The 16,423-nt window shown below is 67.6% G+C and carries 13 protein-coding genes; 11 read left to right on the top strand and 2 right to left on the bottom strand.

The window, feature by feature from the left end; translation table 11 throughout:
* Window positions 1-3 precede the first annotated feature (3 nt).
* Entirely contained in the window at window positions 4-1,200 is a 1,197-nt protein-coding gene (locus G6N43_RS03930; RefSeq protein ID WP_083154975.1) for a cysteine desulfurase-like protein, read from the bottom strand.
* A 283-nt stretch (window positions 1,201-1,483) separates the two neighbouring features.
* On the opposite strand from G6N43_RS03930, the gene G6N43_RS03925 reads away from it, so the two are divergent.
* The 5 genes from G6N43_RS03925 to G6N43_RS03905 all read left to right on the top strand — a co-directional run bounded on the left by G6N43_RS03925 (window position 1,484) and on the right by G6N43_RS03905 (window position 6,258).
* Window positions 1,484-1,990 (top strand): bacterial proteasome activator family protein, encoded by a 507-nt coding sequence (locus tag G6N43_RS03925; RefSeq protein ID WP_083154977.1) that lies wholly within the window; start codon window positions 1,484-1,486, stop codon window positions 1,988-1,990.
* Between the two features lie 18 nt (window positions 1,991-2,008).
* On the top strand, window positions 2,009-2,803 hold the full coding sequence (gene wzt / locus G6N43_RS03920; RefSeq protein ID WP_110810484.1) for a galactan export ABC transporter ATP-binding subunit Wzt/RfbE: 795 nt from the start codon (window positions 2,009-2,011) through the stop codon (window positions 2,801-2,803).
* On the top strand, window positions 2,800-3,702 hold the full coding sequence (gene glfT1 / locus G6N43_RS03915) for a galactofuranosyltransferase GlfT1 (protein ID WP_083154981.1): 903 nt from the start codon (window positions 2,800-2,802) through the stop codon (window positions 3,700-3,702). Before wzt ends, glfT1 begins: the two co-directional genes overlap by 4 nt.
* Window positions 3,699-4,529, top strand: coding sequence for a galactan export ABC transporter permease subunit Wzm/RfbD (wzm, locus tag G6N43_RS03910; protein ID WP_083154983.1), 831 nt, complete (start codon window positions 3,699-3,701; stop codon window positions 4,527-4,529). Before glfT1 ends, wzm begins: the two co-directional genes overlap by 4 nt.
* Window positions 4,530-4,644: 115 nt before the next feature.
* Window positions 4,645-6,258, top strand: a complete 1,614-nt coding sequence (locus G6N43_RS03905; RefSeq protein ID WP_163657980.1) for an HNH endonuclease signature motif containing protein — start codon at window positions 4,645-4,647, stop codon at window positions 6,256-6,258.
* A gap of 445 nt (window positions 6,259-6,703) precedes the next feature.
* Here G6N43_RS03905 and G6N43_RS03900 read toward each other — a convergent pair whose 3' ends face one another.
* Window positions 6,704-7,165 carry a carboxymuconolactone decarboxylase family protein gene (locus G6N43_RS03900; RefSeq protein WP_083157534.1) on the bottom strand — a complete coding sequence of 154 codons (462 nt, stop codon included), beginning with the start codon at window positions 7,163-7,165 and terminating at the stop codon, window positions 6,704-6,706.
* Window positions 7,166-7,214: 49 nt separating this feature from the next.
* Between G6N43_RS03900 and pdxR the strand changes: the two genes are divergently transcribed.
* Genes pdxR through G6N43_RS03870 form a run of 6 tightly spaced genes read left to right on the top strand, consistent with a single transcriptional unit; the run spans window position 7,215 to window position 16,388 of the window.
* Window positions 7,215-8,633 carry a MocR-like pyridoxine biosynthesis transcription factor PdxR gene (gene pdxR, locus G6N43_RS03895; RefSeq protein ID WP_083157533.1) on the top strand — a complete coding sequence of 473 codons (1,419 nt, stop codon included), beginning with the start codon at window positions 7,215-7,217 and terminating at the stop codon, window positions 8,631-8,633.
* Window positions 8,634-8,657: 24 nt separating this feature from the next.
* On the top strand, window positions 8,658-9,053 hold the full coding sequence (locus tag G6N43_RS03890) for a GtrA family protein (protein WP_083157537.1): 396 nt from the start codon (window positions 8,658-8,660) through the stop codon (window positions 9,051-9,053).
* A gap of 56 nt (window positions 9,054-9,109) precedes the next feature.
* The gene (locus tag G6N43_RS03885) at window positions 9,110-10,510 is read left to right on the top strand and encodes a decaprenylphosphoryl-beta-D-ribose oxidase (protein WP_083157532.1); all 1,401 of its coding nucleotides are present in this window, start codon (window positions 9,110-9,112) and stop codon (window positions 10,508-10,510) included.
* Window positions 10,511-11,293 carry a decaprenylphospho-beta-D-erythro-pentofuranosid-2-ulose 2-reductase gene (locus tag G6N43_RS03880; RefSeq protein WP_083157531.1) on the top strand — a complete coding sequence of 261 codons (783 nt, stop codon included), beginning with the start codon at window positions 10,511-10,513 and terminating at the stop codon, window positions 11,291-11,293. It begins immediately after the preceding gene.
* Between the two features lie 2 nt (window positions 11,294-11,295).
* Complete coding sequence (locus G6N43_RS03875) at window positions 11,296-13,152, top strand: galactan 5-O-arabinofuranosyltransferase (protein ID WP_083157530.1); 1,857 nt, start codon at window positions 11,296-11,298, stop codon at window positions 13,150-13,152.
* A 35-nt stretch (window positions 13,153-13,187) separates the two neighbouring features.
* A complete protein-coding gene (locus G6N43_RS03870; RefSeq protein ID WP_110810568.1) occupies window positions 13,188-16,388 on the top strand; it encodes an arabinosyltransferase domain-containing protein in 3,201 nt (1,066 codons plus the stop codon).
* Window positions 16,389-16,423 lie beyond the last annotated feature (35 nt).

The raw sequence follows: 16,423 nt of genomic DNA, 5'->3' as shown, positions 1-16,423 counted from the left end.
GGGTCAGCCCAGGGAAGCCAGCGCGCGCACCAGCTGGTCCACTTCCGCGGTCGTCGTGTAGTGGGCCAGTCCGACGGTGACGGCGCCGCCGATGTCGTTGACGCCGATGGCATCGAGCACGCGCGATCCGGCATTCGCGATTGCCAGGACACCGTTGTCGGCCAACCGCTGCACCACCTTCTCCGCGGGCACGTCGTTGACCGCGAAACTCAGTACGGGAATACGCATTTCGGGCCGACCGATCACAATGACGGCGGGCAGCGAGCGCAGCGACATGAGCAGATAGTCGAATAGCCGATTCATGTACGACGACGCCGATTGCATTGACAGCGCAAGTCTTTCGCGACGGGTGCCGTGCGCCGACTCGTCGAGGGAGGCCAGGTACTCGATACTGGCGACGACGCCGGCGAGCAGGCCGAACTGGTGCGCCCCGACCTCCAGCCGCGCCGGACCGCGGGCGTGCGGGTTCAGCGACACCGAGCTGAAGGAGTCGATGACCGCGGGATCACGGAACACCAGCGCACCGATCGGCGGCCCGCCCCAGGCGAGCGCGTTCACCGCGACCACGTCGGCGTCGATCTCGTCGATGTCGATCAGTCGGTACGGCGCGGCCGCCGAGTGGTCGACCACCACGAGACCGCTGTTGTCGTGCACCAGCTTCGTCACCGCCCGGAGATCGGTGACCGTACCCAGCGTCGACGAGGCGGAGGCGATCGCAACGAGCCTGGTCGGAGCCGTGATCAGGCTCTCCCATTGCCAGTTCGGGAGCTCACCTGTCTCGATGTCGACCTCGGCCCACTTCACTTTGGCGCCATAGCGATTGGCCGCGCGCAGCCACGGGGCGATGTTCGCCTCGTCATCCAGGCGGCTGACCACCATCTCGTAGCCGAGCCCGACTCGTGCGGCCGACGAGTCAGCCAGCGACGTCAGCAGGACCGCCCGGTCAGAGCCGAGGACAACCCCCTCCGGCTTGGCGCCGACGAGATCGGCGACGGCCTGGCGGGCGGCGGCGAGCACCGCCGCGCTGCGCTGCGCCGAGGGGTGCGGACCGGTCGGGGTGGGCATGGAACCGCGGAAAGCGGTCGAGACGGCCCTGGCAACGGCGTCGGGCAGCAGCATGCCGTGCTGTGCGTCGAAGTGCACCCAACCGTCGCCCAAAGACGGGTGCAGCCCTCGCACCCGGGCGACGTCGTATGCCATGCCAGCCCACCTCTTAGCCTGTCGTGAAATGCACAACCGGACACCATCCCGGGCGATGACCGGCTGTGCCCAAAGCCTCCCAGCCGAGCCCGGTACGGGTCACCTGGCCAGCAATACTAGTCCAGTGCGGTTTGGGCCCGGGGCGCTCATAGGTCCGACGTTGCTGCTGCTCGAGAAGCAATCCTCGCGGGGCGGCCTGACAATTGGTCCTACCTCACGGACTAGTGTCGCTAGATACGTTTGTGTGACGAGAACCCGCATCGACATATGCGCGGAGAGGGACATGACAGCCAACAACGAAGACGACGGCATCGAGGTCATCGGCAGCGATCAGAACGCTGCGAACGACGAGGGTGACGACGGCGGCAAGTCGCTGACCGACCTGGTCGAGCAGCCCGCGAAGGTGATGCGGATCGGCACGATGATCAAGCAGCTGCTCGAGGAGGTGCGCGCGGCCCCGCTGGACGAGGCCAGCCGTAACCGGCTGCGCGAGATCCACCGGACCAGCATCGCCGAGCTGGAGGACGGCCTGGCGCCTGAGCTGCGCGAGGAGCTCGAACGCCTGACGCTGCCCTTCACCGACGAGGCGGTGCCGTCCGATGCCGAGCTTCGCATCGCGCAGGCACAGTTGGTGGGCTGGCTGGAAGGCCTGTTCCACGGCATCCAGACCGCACTGTTCGCCCAGCAGATGGCCGCACGTCAGCAGCTGGAGCAGATGCGTGGTCAGGGAGCGCTGCCCCCTGGCGTCGCCCAACCCCGCAGCGGCGCCGGGACCGGCCAGTACCTCTGACATTCGAGTAGGAATCGGCTGGTGACCCCGCGTATCGAGACGCGCGACGCCTGGGTGGAATTTCCCATCTTCGACGCGAAGTCACGCTCGTTGAAGAAGGCGTTCCTCGGGAAGGCCGGCGGGGCCATCGGCCGCAACGAGTCCAACGTCGTCGTCATCGAGGCGCTGCGGGACATCACCATGTCGCTGGAGCTGGGCGACCGCGTCGGCCTCGTCGGCCACAACGGCGCGGGGAAGTCGACGCTGCTGCGGCTGCTGTCCGGGATCTACGAGCCGACCCGCGGGGTCGCGACGGTGACCGGCCGCGTGGCCCCGGTGTTCGATCTCGGCGTCGGCATGGATCCCGAGATCACGGGCTTCGAGAACATCATCATCCGTGGGCTGTTCCTGGGGCAGACGCGCAAGCAGATGCTGGCGAAGGTCGACGAGATCGCGGAGTTCACCGAACTGGGGGACTACCTGTCGATGCCGTTGCGCACGTACTCGACCGGTATGCGGGTGCGGTTGGCGATGGGCGTGGTGACGAGCATCGACCCCGAGATCCTGCTTTTGGACGAGGGCATCGGCGCGGTAGACGCCGACTTCTTGAAGAAGGCGCAGTCGCGGCTGCAGAGTCTCGTCGAGCGCTCGGGCATCCTCGTGTTCGCCAGCCACTCCAACGAGTTCCTGGCGCGTCTCTGCAACACCGCGATGTGGATCGACCACGGCACCATCAAGATGACCGGCGGCATCGAGGAGGTCGTGCGGGCGTACGAAGGCGAGGACGCCGCACGGCACGTGCGCGAGGTCCTCGAGGAGAAGCGCTCGGTATGACCGGCCTGTTGTGCGCGGTCGTCGTCACGCACCGGCGTCCTGACGAACTGGCGAAGTCGTTGGAAGCGGTGTCGGCCCAGTCCCGAACGCCCGACCATCTCATCGTCGTCGACAACGACAACGATCCGCACGTCGCCGAATTGGTTGCCGGGCAGCCGATTCCGACGACATATATCGGCTCGCACCGAAACCTCGGCGGCGCAGGAGGTTTCGCGCTGGGGATGCTGCAGGCCCTCGCGCTCGGCGCCGACTGGGTCTGGTTGGCCGACGATGACGGCCGGCCCGCCGATTCCGAAGTACTCGGAGCGCTGCTGGCGTGCGCTGACAAGCATCGGTTGGCGGCGGTCTCACCGATGGTGTGCGACATGAACGACCCTGGGCGGCTGGCGTTTCCGTTGCGCCGTGGCCTGGTGTGGCGGCGACGGGTCGACGAACTGCGCACCGAGGCATCCGACGATCTGTTGCCGGGTATCGCGTCCTTCTTCAACGGGGCGCTGTTTCGGGCGTCGACGCTGGAGGTCATCGGTGTGCCCGACCTTCGGTTGTTCGTGCGCGGCGACGAGACGGAGTTGCACCGCCGGCTGGTGCGTTCGGGCCTGCCGTTCGGCACGTGCCTGGAGGCCAGTTACCTGCATCCGCAGGGCGGCGACGAGTTCAAACCGATTCTCGGCGGGCGGATGCACACGCAGTATCCCGACGACGAGGCCAAGCGGTTCTTCACGTATCGCAACCGCGGATATCTGTTGTCGCAGCCGGGGTTGCGACGACTGCTGTTCCAGGAGTGGGTGCGGTTCGGCTGGTACTTCCTGGTGTCACGACGCGACCCGGCCGGCCTGATCGAGTGGATTCGGTTGCGGCGCATGGGTCGTAGGGAGAAGTTCGGGAGGCCGGCACAGTGACATTCACCGACGCCGCCGCGCAGTCGAAGACGATGGCGCGCGCCTGGGGCGATTTGGTCGCGGGCTTCGGCAAGCGCGAGTTGTGGCTGCACCTGGGCTGGCAGGACATCAAGCAGCGCTATCGCAGATCGGTGCTCGGGCCGTTCTGGATCACGATCGCGACCGGCGCGACGGCTGTCGCGATGGGGTTGTTGTACTCGAAGCTGTTCAAGCTGCCGCTGGAAGAGCACCTGCCGTACGTCACGCTCGGCTTGATCGTCTGGAACCTGATCAACGCGTCGATCCTCGAGGGCGCAGAGGTCTTCATCGCGAATGAGGGCCTTATCAAACAGCTTCCGACGCCGCTGTCCGTGCACGTGTACCGGTTGGTGTGGCGGCAGATCCTGCTGTTCGCGCACAACATGATCATCTTCGTGATCATCGCGGTCATCTATCCGAAGCCGTGGAAGTGGACGGACTTGGCGGTCATTCCTGCCCTCGGGCTGATCGTGCTCAACATGGTGTGGGTATCACTGTGTTTCGGGATCCTGGCGACCCGCTACCGCGACATCAGCCCGCTGTTGGTGAGCCTGGTGCAGCTGCTGTTCTTCATGACGCCGATCATCTGGAACGAGTCGACCCTGCAGCAGCAGGGAGCTGGCGACTACGCGCGCATCGTCGAGCTGAATCCGCTGCTGCACTATCTGGACATCGTGCGGGCACCGCTGCTCGGCGCGGATCAGGAACTGCACCACTGGGTGGTGGTGATCGTGTTGACGATCGTCGGCTGGGTGTTGGCCGCTTTTGCCATGCGGCAGTACCGGTCGCGCGTGGCGTACTGGGTCTAGTTCCCTCCGCCAGCGCCGACCGGCCTCCGCCGGGGTTATCCCCAATTGCGGGTTTGTCCACAGGTGGGGGTTGGGCTGGTGGTTTCGCGGCGGCCGGGTGGTTAGTGTCGAATGTATGTTCGATCAGCGGGTGGTGGTGGCGGCCTTGGCGAGTGCGGGGCCGGCGGCGGTGGGGGCGTGGGCGCGGCTGGAAAACGCCGCGTGTGCCCAGCGGTTGTTCGCCAGCGCCGATGAGCTCGAGCGCCTGTATGCCGCCAGCGGCTCGGTCGAGCGTGAGCAGTGGTGTTTGGACAACTGGGGGGCAGTCGCGGCCTCGATCGCCGCCGCCCAACACGTGTCATTGGGGGTGGCGTCGCATCAGTTGTCGATCGCGGTGGGGCTACGCGAGCGTCTGCCGCGGGTGGCGGAGGTGTTCGCCGCCGGGGCGGTGAACTACCGGTTGGTCTCGACGGTGGTGGCGCGTACCCGGCTGGTCAAAGACCCCGACGTGATGGCCAAGCTCGACACCGAGATCGCCGCGCGCCTGCAGGCGTGGGGGCCGCTGTCGGCGATCCGCACCGCCGCCGAGGTCGACTACTGGGTCGAGCGCTATGACCCGATGGCGGTGCGGCGCACCGAATACGCCGCCCAGGGCCTCAAAGTCGACATCGACAAACCTGATGACGGCTCCGGGGCGGTGGTCGTGATCGGCCGGTTGATCGTCACCGACGGCGACGCGCTGGATCAACGCCTGGACGCGATGGCCCGTGCGGTGTGTGACAACGATCCGCGCACCCTGGATCAGCGCCGCTCCGCGGCGCTGGGCGCGTTGGGGCACGGCGCCGACCGGCTGGCCTGCGGCTGCGGCGATCCCGGCTGTGCGGCCGCCGAGCGCCAGCCCAGCGCGGTGGTGGTCCACGTCATCGCTTCTGAGGACTCGTTGACCGATGACACCCCCGCCCAGTTGGACGGGACGGTGGAACTGCCGCCGGCCGATAAGCCGCTACGCGAGATGACGATCGCCGAAGCCCTGGACCGGATGCCCGCGCCGCCGCCGGCGCCGGCGGCCAGCGCGCCGGCGATGTTGTTGGGCGGGGCGATGCTGCCCGCCCCGCTGCTGGCCGCCAAAGTCGCGGGCACCGCCAAACTCGTGTGGGTGCGCCACCCCGGCAACGCTGCGGCTGAGCCGCGCTACATCCCCTCGGCGGTGTTGGCCACCTTCGTGCGCTGTCGCGACATGACGTGTCGCTTCCCGGGCTGTGATGAACCCGCCCACCACTGCGACATCGACCACACCCTCGCCTACCCGGGCGGGCCGACTCAAGCCTCGAACCTCAAATGTTTATGCCGAAAACATCACTTACTCAAAACATTTTGGGGCTGGCACGATGAACAACTCCCCGACGGCACCGTGACATGGACCAGCCCGCAGGGACAGACCTACACCACCCATCCGGGCAGTCGATTATGGTTTCCCAGCCTGTGTCGCCCCACCGCCCCCCTCACCACCACCAACCCGGACGCACCCGCGACAAGCGAGGCTGCCCGCAGGTTGGCCATGCCGCGGCGCAGCGCCACCCGCGCTCAGAACCGCGCCAAAACCATCGACACCCAACGCGCCCACAACCACGCCGCAATCCAAGCCCAAGCCCGAGCCCACGACCAACAAGCCGACAAGACCCGAACCCGTTGGGGCGTCAACGACTACTTCCCACCCACCACCAGACCCCCACCACCCCCACCCTTCTAGAGGCGTTATCCCGCCATGTCCCACCCCGAAAGGTCCCAGGCACTTCCCAGGGTCCAGTCCGCGCCGCCGCGGCCAACCATGCGACGGAATCCGCGCGGGCAATGAGGCAGCGTGTAATCGCGCCAACAACCCACCCGCCTCGGTCCACGGCAGGTTCTCGGGTTGCGGCACAACGGTTTCCACGTAAGGCCACACCGTGCGCCATCGATCGCCGACCGCTTCGGGCACCGTCGACAGCGGCGACCACAGCTCCTGCGACCCCGCAGCCACGCGCAGCCGCACCGCCAGGTGACGCGGGTCGGTCCCCGGCCGGTGCAACTTGTAGACCACAGCATTGTGGCCGTCGCCATGAATGACGATCTCTGCACCGGACCGGGTCAGCACCCCTCGACCGTATTAGCGACGCGGCAGCTGCAGCCGGAGTCGCGCCGATACGGCTTTAGCTTCAGCGGGTAGGCGGCTGCACCCGTGCCGCGACGTTGATCCGGTTCCACGCATTGATGGTCACCGCCATCGCGATCACCTGACCGAGCTCTCGTTCCGAGAACACCTGCGCGGCCCGCTGATAGACCTCGTCGGGCACGTGGCCGTTGTGCAGCTCGGTGATCGATTCCGTCAGCGCCAGCGCGGCCCGCTCACGTTCGGTGAACAGACTCTCGGCCTCCTCCCAGGCCGCCAGCACATCTATCTTCTGCTCGCTGACACCGTGCTTACGCGCATCCCGCGTATGCATGTCGAGGCAGAACGCGCAGTGATTGATCTGCGACGCCCGGATCTTGATCAGCTCGCCGAGTTCGACGTCGATGTCCTTGGCCGACGCGCTACTCAGCGCCATCATCGCCTCATACAGCTCGGGCGACGTCTTGTAGATCTGGATGCGGTCAACTGATTCCAATGTCGTAGTCATGCCACCAACGCTAGTGCCCAAAATCCCATCTACATGGTTGAATTAAGGTATGACTTCATGGGCCAATCCTGGTAGTCGCGACCTCCACCTGGACCTCCGCGAAACCATCACCCCCGGCGTCCGCGGCGCCCGAGAACTGCTGCTCACCGCCCTGCGCGACGCCGTGCGCTCCGGCCGACTCGCCGCCGGCACCATGCTTCCCCCGTCGAGATCCCTCGCCGCCGATCTCGGATTGGCCCGCAACACCGTCGCCGAGGCCTACGCCGAACTGGTCGCCGAAGGCTGGCTCGCGTCCCGCCAGGGCGCCGGCACCTGGGTCGTCAACACCAGCCCCGCCCAGCGACCTGCCCGCCCCCGCGGGATCCGCGTCGTCCCCCGACACAACCTGATTCCCGGCAACCCCGACGTATCCGAGTTCCCTCGAAGCGAATGGGCCGCCGCGACCCGGCGCGCACTGACCAACGCACCGAACGAGGCGCTGCGCATGGGCGACCCGCGCGGCCGACCCGAACTGCGCGACGCCCTCGCCGAATACCTTTCCCGGGCGCGCGGCGTCCGCACCTCGCCGGAATCGATCGTCATCTGCGCCGGCGTCCGGCACGCCATCGAACTCATGGGCCGAGTCCTCGGACCGCAGCGCCCCATCGCCGTCGAGGCATACGGACTCTTCATCTTCCGCGACGCCCTCGCCGCGATGGGAATCTCAACCGTCCCAATCGGTCTCGACGAGGACGGTGCCGTCGTCAAGGAACTCGATCGGCTCGACGTGCCCGCCGTCCTCCTCACTCCCGCACACCACAACCCGTACGGCATGACGCTGCACCCGTCTCGCCGAACCGCCGTTGTCGACTGGGCACAACGGACCGACGGCTACGTCCTCGACGACGACTACGACGGCGAGTTCCGCTACGACCGCCAACCCATCGGGGCCCTGCAGGCGCTGAGCCCCGAGCGCGTCGTCTATCTCGGCTCCGCCAGCAAGAGCCTGTCCCCCGTCCTGCGCCTCGGCTGGATGGCGCTGCCGACCGATCTGGTCGACGCCGTGGTTGCCGCGCAGGGCGGCTCGCAGTTCTACGTCGACGGCATCACCCAGCTGACGATGGCCGAGTTCATCACGGGCGGCGGCTACGACAAACACATCCGCCGCATGCGCATGCGCTACCGACGCCGCCGCGATCAGGCGGTGCAGGCCTTGTCGTCCGGCGACATCAGCATCCGCGGCCTGGACGCCGGGCTGAACCTCACCCTGACGCTGCCCGACGGCGCCGAACGTGAGGTGCTGCAACGCGCCGGCGAGGCCGGTATCGCGCTTCAGGGCCTGTCGATCATGCGTCATCCGCAGGCCGGACCCGACGTCCCGCAGGTCGACGGTCTCGTCATCGGCTTCGGCACTCCACCCGACCATGCGTTCGGCGCGGCCATCGACGCATTGCGCGCCGTGCTCATTGCCAGCGGACTGGGTGGCTAAGCTGCCCGGGTGGCCGAGCCCCCGATGTCCCCGAACTTGAGTCTGACGACTCAGATCTGGCGGTTCATCGTCACCGGCGGTCTCTCGGCGATCGTCGACTTCGGGCTCTACATCGCCCTGCTGGCCGTCGGCCTGCACGTCAACGTCGCGAAGACGATCAGTTTCATCGCCGGAACCACTACCGCCTACCTGATCAACCGGCGCTGGACGTTCCAGGCCCCACCGAGCAAGGCCCGCTTCATCGCGGTCTGCGTGCTGTATGCGGTCACCTACTCCGTGCAGGTCGGCATCAACTACCTCTTCTACATGGCGTTGGACGAGAAGCCGTGGCGCGTTCCGGTCGCGTTCGTCATCGCGCAGGGCACGGCGACCGTCATCAACTTCGTCGTGCAGCGCGCCGTCATCTTCCGGTTGCGCTAACGGACCGATATTTCGGCTGAGCAGGACCGTGACCGGCGCACGGTACCCTCGTCACGATGTTCGACAACCTGCCGACGACCTCACGTGCCCTGACGGGGTTCGGGCGCACCGCACCGTCCGTCGCGCAGGTGCTGTCCACCCCGGACGTCGAGCTGATCGCCAAGGCCGTCCGCGAAGCCAACGACCCCGGCTCGTCGAGCCCTGCCTTCCTGCGCCGCGGCATCCTCGCGCGGGGTCTCGGCCGCTCCTACGGCGACCAGGCCTGCAACGGTGGCGGTCTGGTCATCGACATGACCGCACTGAACCGCATCCATTCGATCAGCGCCGAAACCGCGGTGGCCGACGTCGACGCCGGGGTCAGCCTCGATCAGCTGATGAAGGCCGCACTCCCGTTCGGCTTGTGGGTTCCGGTGCTGCCGGGCACCCGTCAGGTCACCGTCGGCGGGGCGATCGCGTCCGACATCCATGGCAAGAACCACCACAGCGCCGGCAGCTTCGGCAACCACGTCGTGTCGATGGACCTACTGATGGCCGACGGCGAGGTGCACACCCTGACGCCGGACGGGCCCGAAAGCGAACTGTTCTGGGCGACCGTCGGTGGCAACGGGCTGACCGGCATAGTGCTGCGCGCCAGCATCGCGATGACCCGGACCGAGACCGCCTACTTCATCGCCGACGGCGTTGCCACCAAGGATCTCGACGAGACGATCGCGGTGCACCTCGACGGCAGCGAAGACCGCTACACCTACTCCAGCGCATGGTTCGACCTCATCAGCCCGCCGCCGAAGCTCGGCCGCGCCGCGGTGAGCCGCGGCAGCCTCGCTACGCTGGACCAGCTGCCGCCCAAGCTCGCCAAGAACCCGCTGAAATTCGATGCGCCGCAACTACTCACGGTGCCCAACATCTTCCCGGTGAGCGCGATGAACAAGCTGTCGTTCATGGCGATCGGCGAGGTGTACTACCGACTCGGTGGGACCTACAGCGACAAGATCCTGAATCTGTCGCAGTTCTACCACATGCTCGACCTGGTCAGCGGCTGGAACAACGCCTACGGCCCAGCGGGTTTCGCGCAGCATCAGTTCCTGGTGCCACCCGATGCGCTCGACGAGTTCAAGGCCATCATCCGGTGGATCCAGACCCGCGGACACTATTCCGCACTGAACGTGTTCAAACTCTTCGGTCCCGGCAACCGGGCACCGCTGAGCTTCCCGATGGCCGGCTGGAACGTCGCTATGGACTTCCCCAACAAACCCGGGGTCAACGAGTTCCTCAACGAACTCGACGACCGCGTCATGCAGTTCGGCGGCCGGGTCTACACCGCGAAGGACTCCCGTGTCAGCGCGGAGCGCTTCCACAAGATGTACCCCCGGATCGACGAGTGGATCGCATTGCGCCGCAAGGCCGATCCCAACGGCGTGTTCGCATCCGATATGGCCCGACGCTTGGAGCTCCTGTAAATGGTTCTTGATGCCACTGGTAACCCGCAGACCATTCTGCTGCTCGGCGGAACCTCGGAGATCGGGCTCGCGATCTGCGAGCGCTTCCTGCGCAACGCGCGGGCGAAGGTCATCCTGGCCGACCTCCCCGGGCACCCCAAGAAGGACGACGCGATCGCGCAGATGGAGGCGGCCGGAGCCAAGTCCGTTGAGTGGATCGACTTCGACGGCGTCGACACCGCCAGCCATCCCGCCGTCATCGAGAAGGCCTTCGCAGGCGGCGATGTCGACGTGGCGATCGTTGCGTTCGGGTTGCTCGGCGACGCCGAGGAACTGTGGCAGAACCAGCGCAAGGCCGTACAGATCGCCCAGATCAACTACACCGCAGCGGTTTCCGTCGGCGTCCTGCTCGGCGAGAAGATGCGCGCACAGGGCTTCGGCCGGATCATCGCGATGAGCTCGGCCGCAGGCGAGCGCGTGCGGCGGTCGAACTTCGTGTACGGCTCGACTAAGGCCGGACTGGACGGCTTCTATCTGGGACTCGGAGAAGCCTTGCGCGAGTTCGGTGTTCGCGTGCTGGTGATCAGGCCCGGACAGGTGCGCACCGGCACGACGATCGCCTATTGGAAGGCGACCGGCGCCAAAGAGGCACCGTTCACGGTCGACAAGGAAGACGTCGCCGAACTGGCGGTCGCCGCGTCGGCGAAGGGCAAGGACCTGGTATGGGCGCCGGGAGCGTTTCGCTACGTGATGATGGTGATCCGGCACATTCCGCGCGCCCTGATGCGCAAGCTCCCCATCTAGTCATGGGTAGGGCACCGGCCGTCCTCGGTCAGATGGCGGTGGCGGTCATCATTGCGGTGACCGTGACGGCGGTGTCCCTTGTCGCGATCGCACGGGTCGAGTGGCCGGCGTATAACTCGTCGAACCAACTCCATGCGCTGACCACGGTCGGCCAATTCGGCTGTCTGGCAGGGCTGCTCGCGAGTGGTCTGGTCTGGCGACGGGGACGGCGCGTGCTGGCGCGGCTCGGGGCGCTGCTGTTCCTGTCGGCGTTCTCGGTGGTCACACTGGCGATGCCACTCGGCGCGACGAAGCTGTACCTGTTCGGCATCTCGGTCGACCAGCAGTTCCGCACCGAGTACCTCACCCGGCTCGCCGACAGCCCCGCACTGCACGACATGACCTATTACGGTCTGCCGCCGTTCTACCCGCCGGGCTGGTTCTGGATCGGCGGCCGGATGGCGGCGCTGAGCGGGACGCCCGCGTGGGAGATGTTCAAGCCGTGGGCGATCATCTCGATCACGGTCGCCGTCGCGCTGGCATTCGTGTTGTGGGCCGCGATGATTCGCTTCGAGTCCGCATTGGTGGTGACGACGGCGACCGCCGCGGCCACCCTGGCGTACTCCCCCGCCGAACCGTACGCCGCCGTCATCACCGTGCTGCTGCCACCCGTCTTCGTGCTGGCCTGGTCGGGGCTGCGCGGCGGCGCCCGTAACGGGGGCTGGGCGGCCGTCATCGGGACGGGGCTGTTCCTCGGAGTCGCGGCGCTGTTCTACACGCTGCTGCTGGCCTACGCCGCGTTCACGCTCACGATCATGGCGCTGCTGGTGTGCATTGCACGCCGCTCTGCTGGGCCGCTGCTGCGACTGCTTGTCATCGCGGCGATCTCGGGGGCGATGTGGTTGGTCGGTCTCGGGCCGTGGCTGCTGGCCGCGATCAAGGGCGAGCCCGCCGATTCCGGGACGGCGCAACACTATCTACCGTCGGCCGGTGCGGAGCTCGAGTTCCCGATGCTGCACCCCACGCTGCTTGGTGCGCTCTGCATGCTCGGCGCACTGTGGCTGGTGTGGCGTGCCCGCAGCTCGACGCGCGCGGCCGCGTTGACCATCGCCGTCCTCGCCGTCTACGCGTGGTCGCTGCTGTCAATGCTGACCACCCTCGCCGGGACCACCCTGTTGTCGTTCCGGCTGCAACCGACGTTGACGGTGCTGCTGGCCGCCGCGGGTGCCTTCGGCTTCATCGAGACGACGCTGGCGATCGCGGCGCGGTATCGGCCGGAGACCGGCAGGCGCGTCATCGCCGCCGCCGCGACGCTGGGCGCCATCGGCGCGCTGACGTTCAGCCAGGACATCCCGGACGTGCTGCGGTCCGACATCGTCGTCGCCTACACCGACACCGACGGCTACGGCCAGCGGGCCGACCGCCGCCCGCCAGGCGCCGAGCGCTACTACCGCGAAATCGACGCAAGGATTCAGGAGGTGACGGGGCTGCCGCGCAACGAGACCGTCGTCCTCACCGCGGACTACAGCTTCCTGTCGTACTACCCCTATTACGGGTTCCAGGGGTTGACGTCGCACTACGCCAACCCGCTCGCACAGTTCGAGAAGCGCGCGGAGACCATCGAGGGCTGGGCGACGCTGACCGACGCCGACCAGTTCATCGAGCAGCTCGACGCGCTGCCGTGGAAGCCGCCGAACGTCTTTCTGATGCGCCGCGGCGCCGACGACACGTACACCTTGCGGCTGGCCTCCGACGTCTACCCCAACCAGCCCAACGTGCGGCGCTACCACGTCGCCCTCGATGAGGCGCTGTTCGACGATCCCCGCTTCGAGGTGTCCGACATCGGGCCGTTCGTGCTGGCCATCCGCGTCCCCAACTAGGATCAAGCCCCGTGGCCGCAGACGGGGCAAGGAGGATGAACCACCGGAAGGCGCGCCTCGTCGCCATCGTCGCCGGTCTGGTCGGTGCGGCCCTCGCCATCGCCACCCCCCTGCTGCCCGTCACGCAGACCACCGCACAGCTGAACTGGCCCCAGAACGGCGTCCTGCAGAGCGTCGACGCCCCGCTGATCGGATACGTGGCCACCGACCTGACGATCAGCATCCCGTGCGGCGTCGCGGCGGGCCTGGTCGGGCCGGAGAACCGCGCCCGCACCGTGTTGTTGTCGACGGTGCCAAAGCAGGCGCCCAAGGCGATCGACCGCGGCCTGCTGATCGAGCGGGTGAACAACGACCTGCTGGTCATCGTCCGCAACACCCCGGTGGTCAGCGCGCCGCTGGACAAGGTGCTCAGCCCGGACTGCCAGCGGCTCGAGTTCACCGCGCACGCGGACAAGGTGACCGGCGAATTCGTCGGGCTGGTCCAGCCGCCCGACTCGGACGATGCCGGCGAACCCCTGCGCGGTGAGCGCGGCGGCTACGACTTCCGGCCCCAGATCGTCGGCGTCTTCACCGATCTGTCCGGTCGGGCACCGCCGGGCCTGCAGTTCTCCGCGACCCTGGACACCCGCTACAGCAGCTCGCCGACGCTGCTCAAGCTGCTGGCGATGATCATCGGCGTCGCGATGACGGTCATCGCCCTCGGCGCGCTGCACGTGTTGGACACCGCCGACGGCAGGAAGGTCAAACGCTTCCTACCGCCACGCTGGTGGTCGCTACGACCGCTCGACGGGGTGGTCACCGCGGTGCTGGTGTGGTGGCACTTCGTCGGCGCCAACACCGCCGACGACGGCTACATCCTGACCATGGCGCGGGTGTCCGAACACGCCGGATACATGGCGAACTACTACCGCTGGTTCGGCACCCCTGAGGCGCCGTTCGGGTGGTACTACGACCTGCTGGCCCTGTGGGCGCACGTGAGCACCAACAGCGTCTGGATGCGGCTGCCCACGCTGGTGATGGCGCTGGCGTGCTGGTGGCTGATCAGCCGCGAGGTGATCCCGCGGCTGGGGCACGCCGTGAAGACCAGTCAGGCCGCGGCGTGGACGGCGGCCGGGTTGTTCCTGGCGTTCTGGCTACCGCTGAACAACGGCTTGCGTCCCGAACCCATCATCGCGCTGGGCATCCTGCTCACCTGGTGCTCGGTGGAGCGCGGCGTGGCCACCAGCCGGCTGCTGCCGGTGGCGATCGCCATCATCATCGGCGCGCTGACGCTGTTCTCCGGTCCTACGGGTATCGCCGCCGTCGGCGCCCTGCTGGTCGCCGTCGGACCCCTGAAAACCATTGTGGCCGCGCATACTTCGCGGTTCGGCTACCTGGCTCTGCTCGCGCCGATTCTGGCCGCCTGCACGGTGACGATCATCCTGATCTTCCGCGACCAGACGTTGCTCGGCGAACTACAGGCCAACACGTTCAAGTCGGCGGTCGGGCCGAGCCTGAGCTGGTTCGACGAGCACATCCGCTACGAGCGGCTGTTCACCACCAGCCCGGACGGTTCTGTCGCCCGTCGCTTCGCGGTGCTCACGTTGCTGCTCACGCTCGCGGTGTCGGTGGCGATGTCGTTGCGCAAGTACCGGATTCCGGGCACCGCGCTGGGACCGAGCCGTCGCATCATCGGCATCACGGTCATCTCGTTCCTTGCGCTGATGTTCACCCCGACCAAGTGGACCCACCACTTCGGGGTGTTCGCCGGACTGGCCGGATCGCTGGGCGCACTTGCGGCGGTCGCGGTCACCGCGGCCGCAATGCGTTCGCGCCGTAACCGTGCGGTGTTCGCCGCGGCGGTGCTGTTCGTGACGGCGCTGTCGTTCGCGACCGTCAACGGGTGGTGGTACGTCTCCAACTTCGGGGTGCCGTGGAGCAACCAGTTCCCCGAGTGGAAGTTCGGCTTCACGACGATCTTGCTCGGACTGTCGGTCCTCGCGCTGCTGCTCGCGGCGTGGTTCCACTTCTCCGGCCGCGACGAGTCACCGCCGGGGCCGCCGACCCGGTTCCAGCGAATCATCCGCGCGCCGTTGGCGATTGCGACGTGGGCGCTCGTCGTCTTCGAGGTGCTGTCACTGACCCTGGCGATGATCGACCAGTACCCCGCGTGGAGTGTCGGCCGGTCCAACCTCTATGCGGTGGCAGGCAAGACCTGCGGCATGGCCGAGGACGTGCTCGTCGAGCAGGATCCCAACGCCGGCATGCTGAAGCCCGTCGACGTGCCGCTGGCCGACGCGCTCGGTGCGGGGACGGCAGAGGGCTTCGGGCCCAACGGAATTCCGTCCGACATCTCGGCCGACGAGGTGATGGGCGGGCCAGGCACCGCCACCAACTTCGCCGACACGCCGGAAACGGAGGACACCGCGGGCGAGGCGGGCACCGAGGGCGGCACCACCGCCGCAGCCGGTGTCAACGGTTCACGGGCCCGCCTGCCCTACGGCCTCGACCCCGCGACCACTCCGGTGATGGGCAGCTGGCGCGGCGGCACCCAACAGCCGGCGATGCTGCGCTCGGCCTGGTACCGGCTGCCGCCCCGTGATGAGGTGGGGCCGCTGCTCGTGGTCGCCGCCGCCGGGCGCTTCGACCCGGGTGAGGTCACGCTGGAGTGGGCCACCGACGAACAGGCCGCGGCGGACGAATCGGGCGGCGGTGTCGGGTTCGCCGACGTCGGCGCGGTGCCCGCGTGGCGCAACCTGCGCGCACCGATGGCCGCCATTCCAGAGGACGCCACCCAGGTGCGGCTGGTCGCCACCGACGACGACCTCAACCCGCAGCACTGGATCGCGCTCACCCCGCCGCGCATCCCGCAGCTGCAGACACTGCAGGACGTCGTGGGGACCCAGGATCCGGTGTTGCTGGACTGGCTCGTCGGGCTGGCCTTCCCGTGCCAGCGGCCGTTCGCCCACCAGTACGGCGTTACCGAGGTGCCCAAGTGGCGGATCCTGCCCGACCGGTTCGGGGCCGAGGCCAATTCGCCCGTGATGGACTACCTGGGCGGCGGGCCGCTGGGGATCACCGAACTGCTGGTGCGGGCCACCACGGTGCCGAGTTATCTGAAGAACGACTGGTTCCGCGACTGGGGTGCGCTGCAGCGGCTCACGCCGTGGTACCCGAATGCGGAACCGGCCCGGCTCGAGCTGGGGAAGGCGACGCGAAGCGGGCTGTGGAGCCCGGCGCCGTTGCGGCTGTCCTGACGCCGGGTGTAACCACATGGCGGAAATACGACCCG

The sequence above is a fragment of the Mycolicibacterium moriokaense genome (assembly GCF_010726085.1).
GTDB classification, from domain to species: Bacteria; Actinomycetota; Actinomycetes; order Mycobacteriales; family Mycobacteriaceae; genus Mycobacterium; species Mycobacterium moriokaense.
The sequence above is the reverse complement of the archived record's forward strand: the minus strand, read 5'-3'. Positions and strand labels throughout refer to the sequence as shown.

Excerpts from the sequence above, each read along its gene's own strand:
- G6N43_RS03885 (WP_083157532.1), top strand. The coding sequence starts at position 9,110 with ATGTTCGACAACCTGCCGACGACCTCACGTGCCCTGACGGGGTTCGGG.
- G6N43_RS03905 (WP_163657980.1), top strand. The coding sequence starts at position 4,645 with ATGTTCGATCAGCGGGTGGTGGTGGCGGCCTTGGCGAGTGCGGGGCCG.
- G6N43_RS03890 (WP_083157537.1), top strand. The coding sequence starts at position 8,658 with ATGTCCCCGAACTTGAGTCTGACGACTCAGATCTGGCGGTTCATCGTC.
- pdxR (WP_083157533.1), top strand. The coding sequence starts at position 7,215 with ATGACTTCATGGGCCAATCCTGGTAGTCGCGACCTCCACCTGGACCTC.
- G6N43_RS03880 (WP_083157531.1), top strand. The coding sequence starts at position 10,511 with ATGGTTCTTGATGCCACTGGTAACCCGCAGACCATTCTGCTGCTCGGC.
- G6N43_RS03875 (WP_083157530.1), top strand. The coding sequence starts at position 11,296 with ATGGGTAGGGCACCGGCCGTCCTCGGTCAGATGGCGGTGGCGGTCATC.
- G6N43_RS03930 (WP_083154975.1), bottom strand. The coding sequence starts at position 1,200 with ATGGCATACGACGTCGCCCGGGTGCGAGGGCTGCACCCGTCTTTGGGC.
- G6N43_RS03870 (WP_110810568.1), top strand. The coding sequence starts at position 13,188 with ATGAACCACCGGAAGGCGCGCCTCGTCGCCATCGTCGCCGGTCTGGTC.
- G6N43_RS03900 (WP_083157534.1), bottom strand. The coding sequence starts at position 7,165 with ATGACTACGACATTGGAATCAGTTGACCGCATCCAGATCTACAAGACG.
- glfT1 (WP_083154981.1), top strand. The coding sequence starts at position 2,800 with ATGACCGGCCTGTTGTGCGCGGTCGTCGTCACGCACCGGCGTCCTGAC.
- G6N43_RS03925 (WP_083154977.1), top strand. The coding sequence starts at position 1,484 with ATGACAGCCAACAACGAAGACGACGGCATCGAGGTCATCGGCAGCGAT.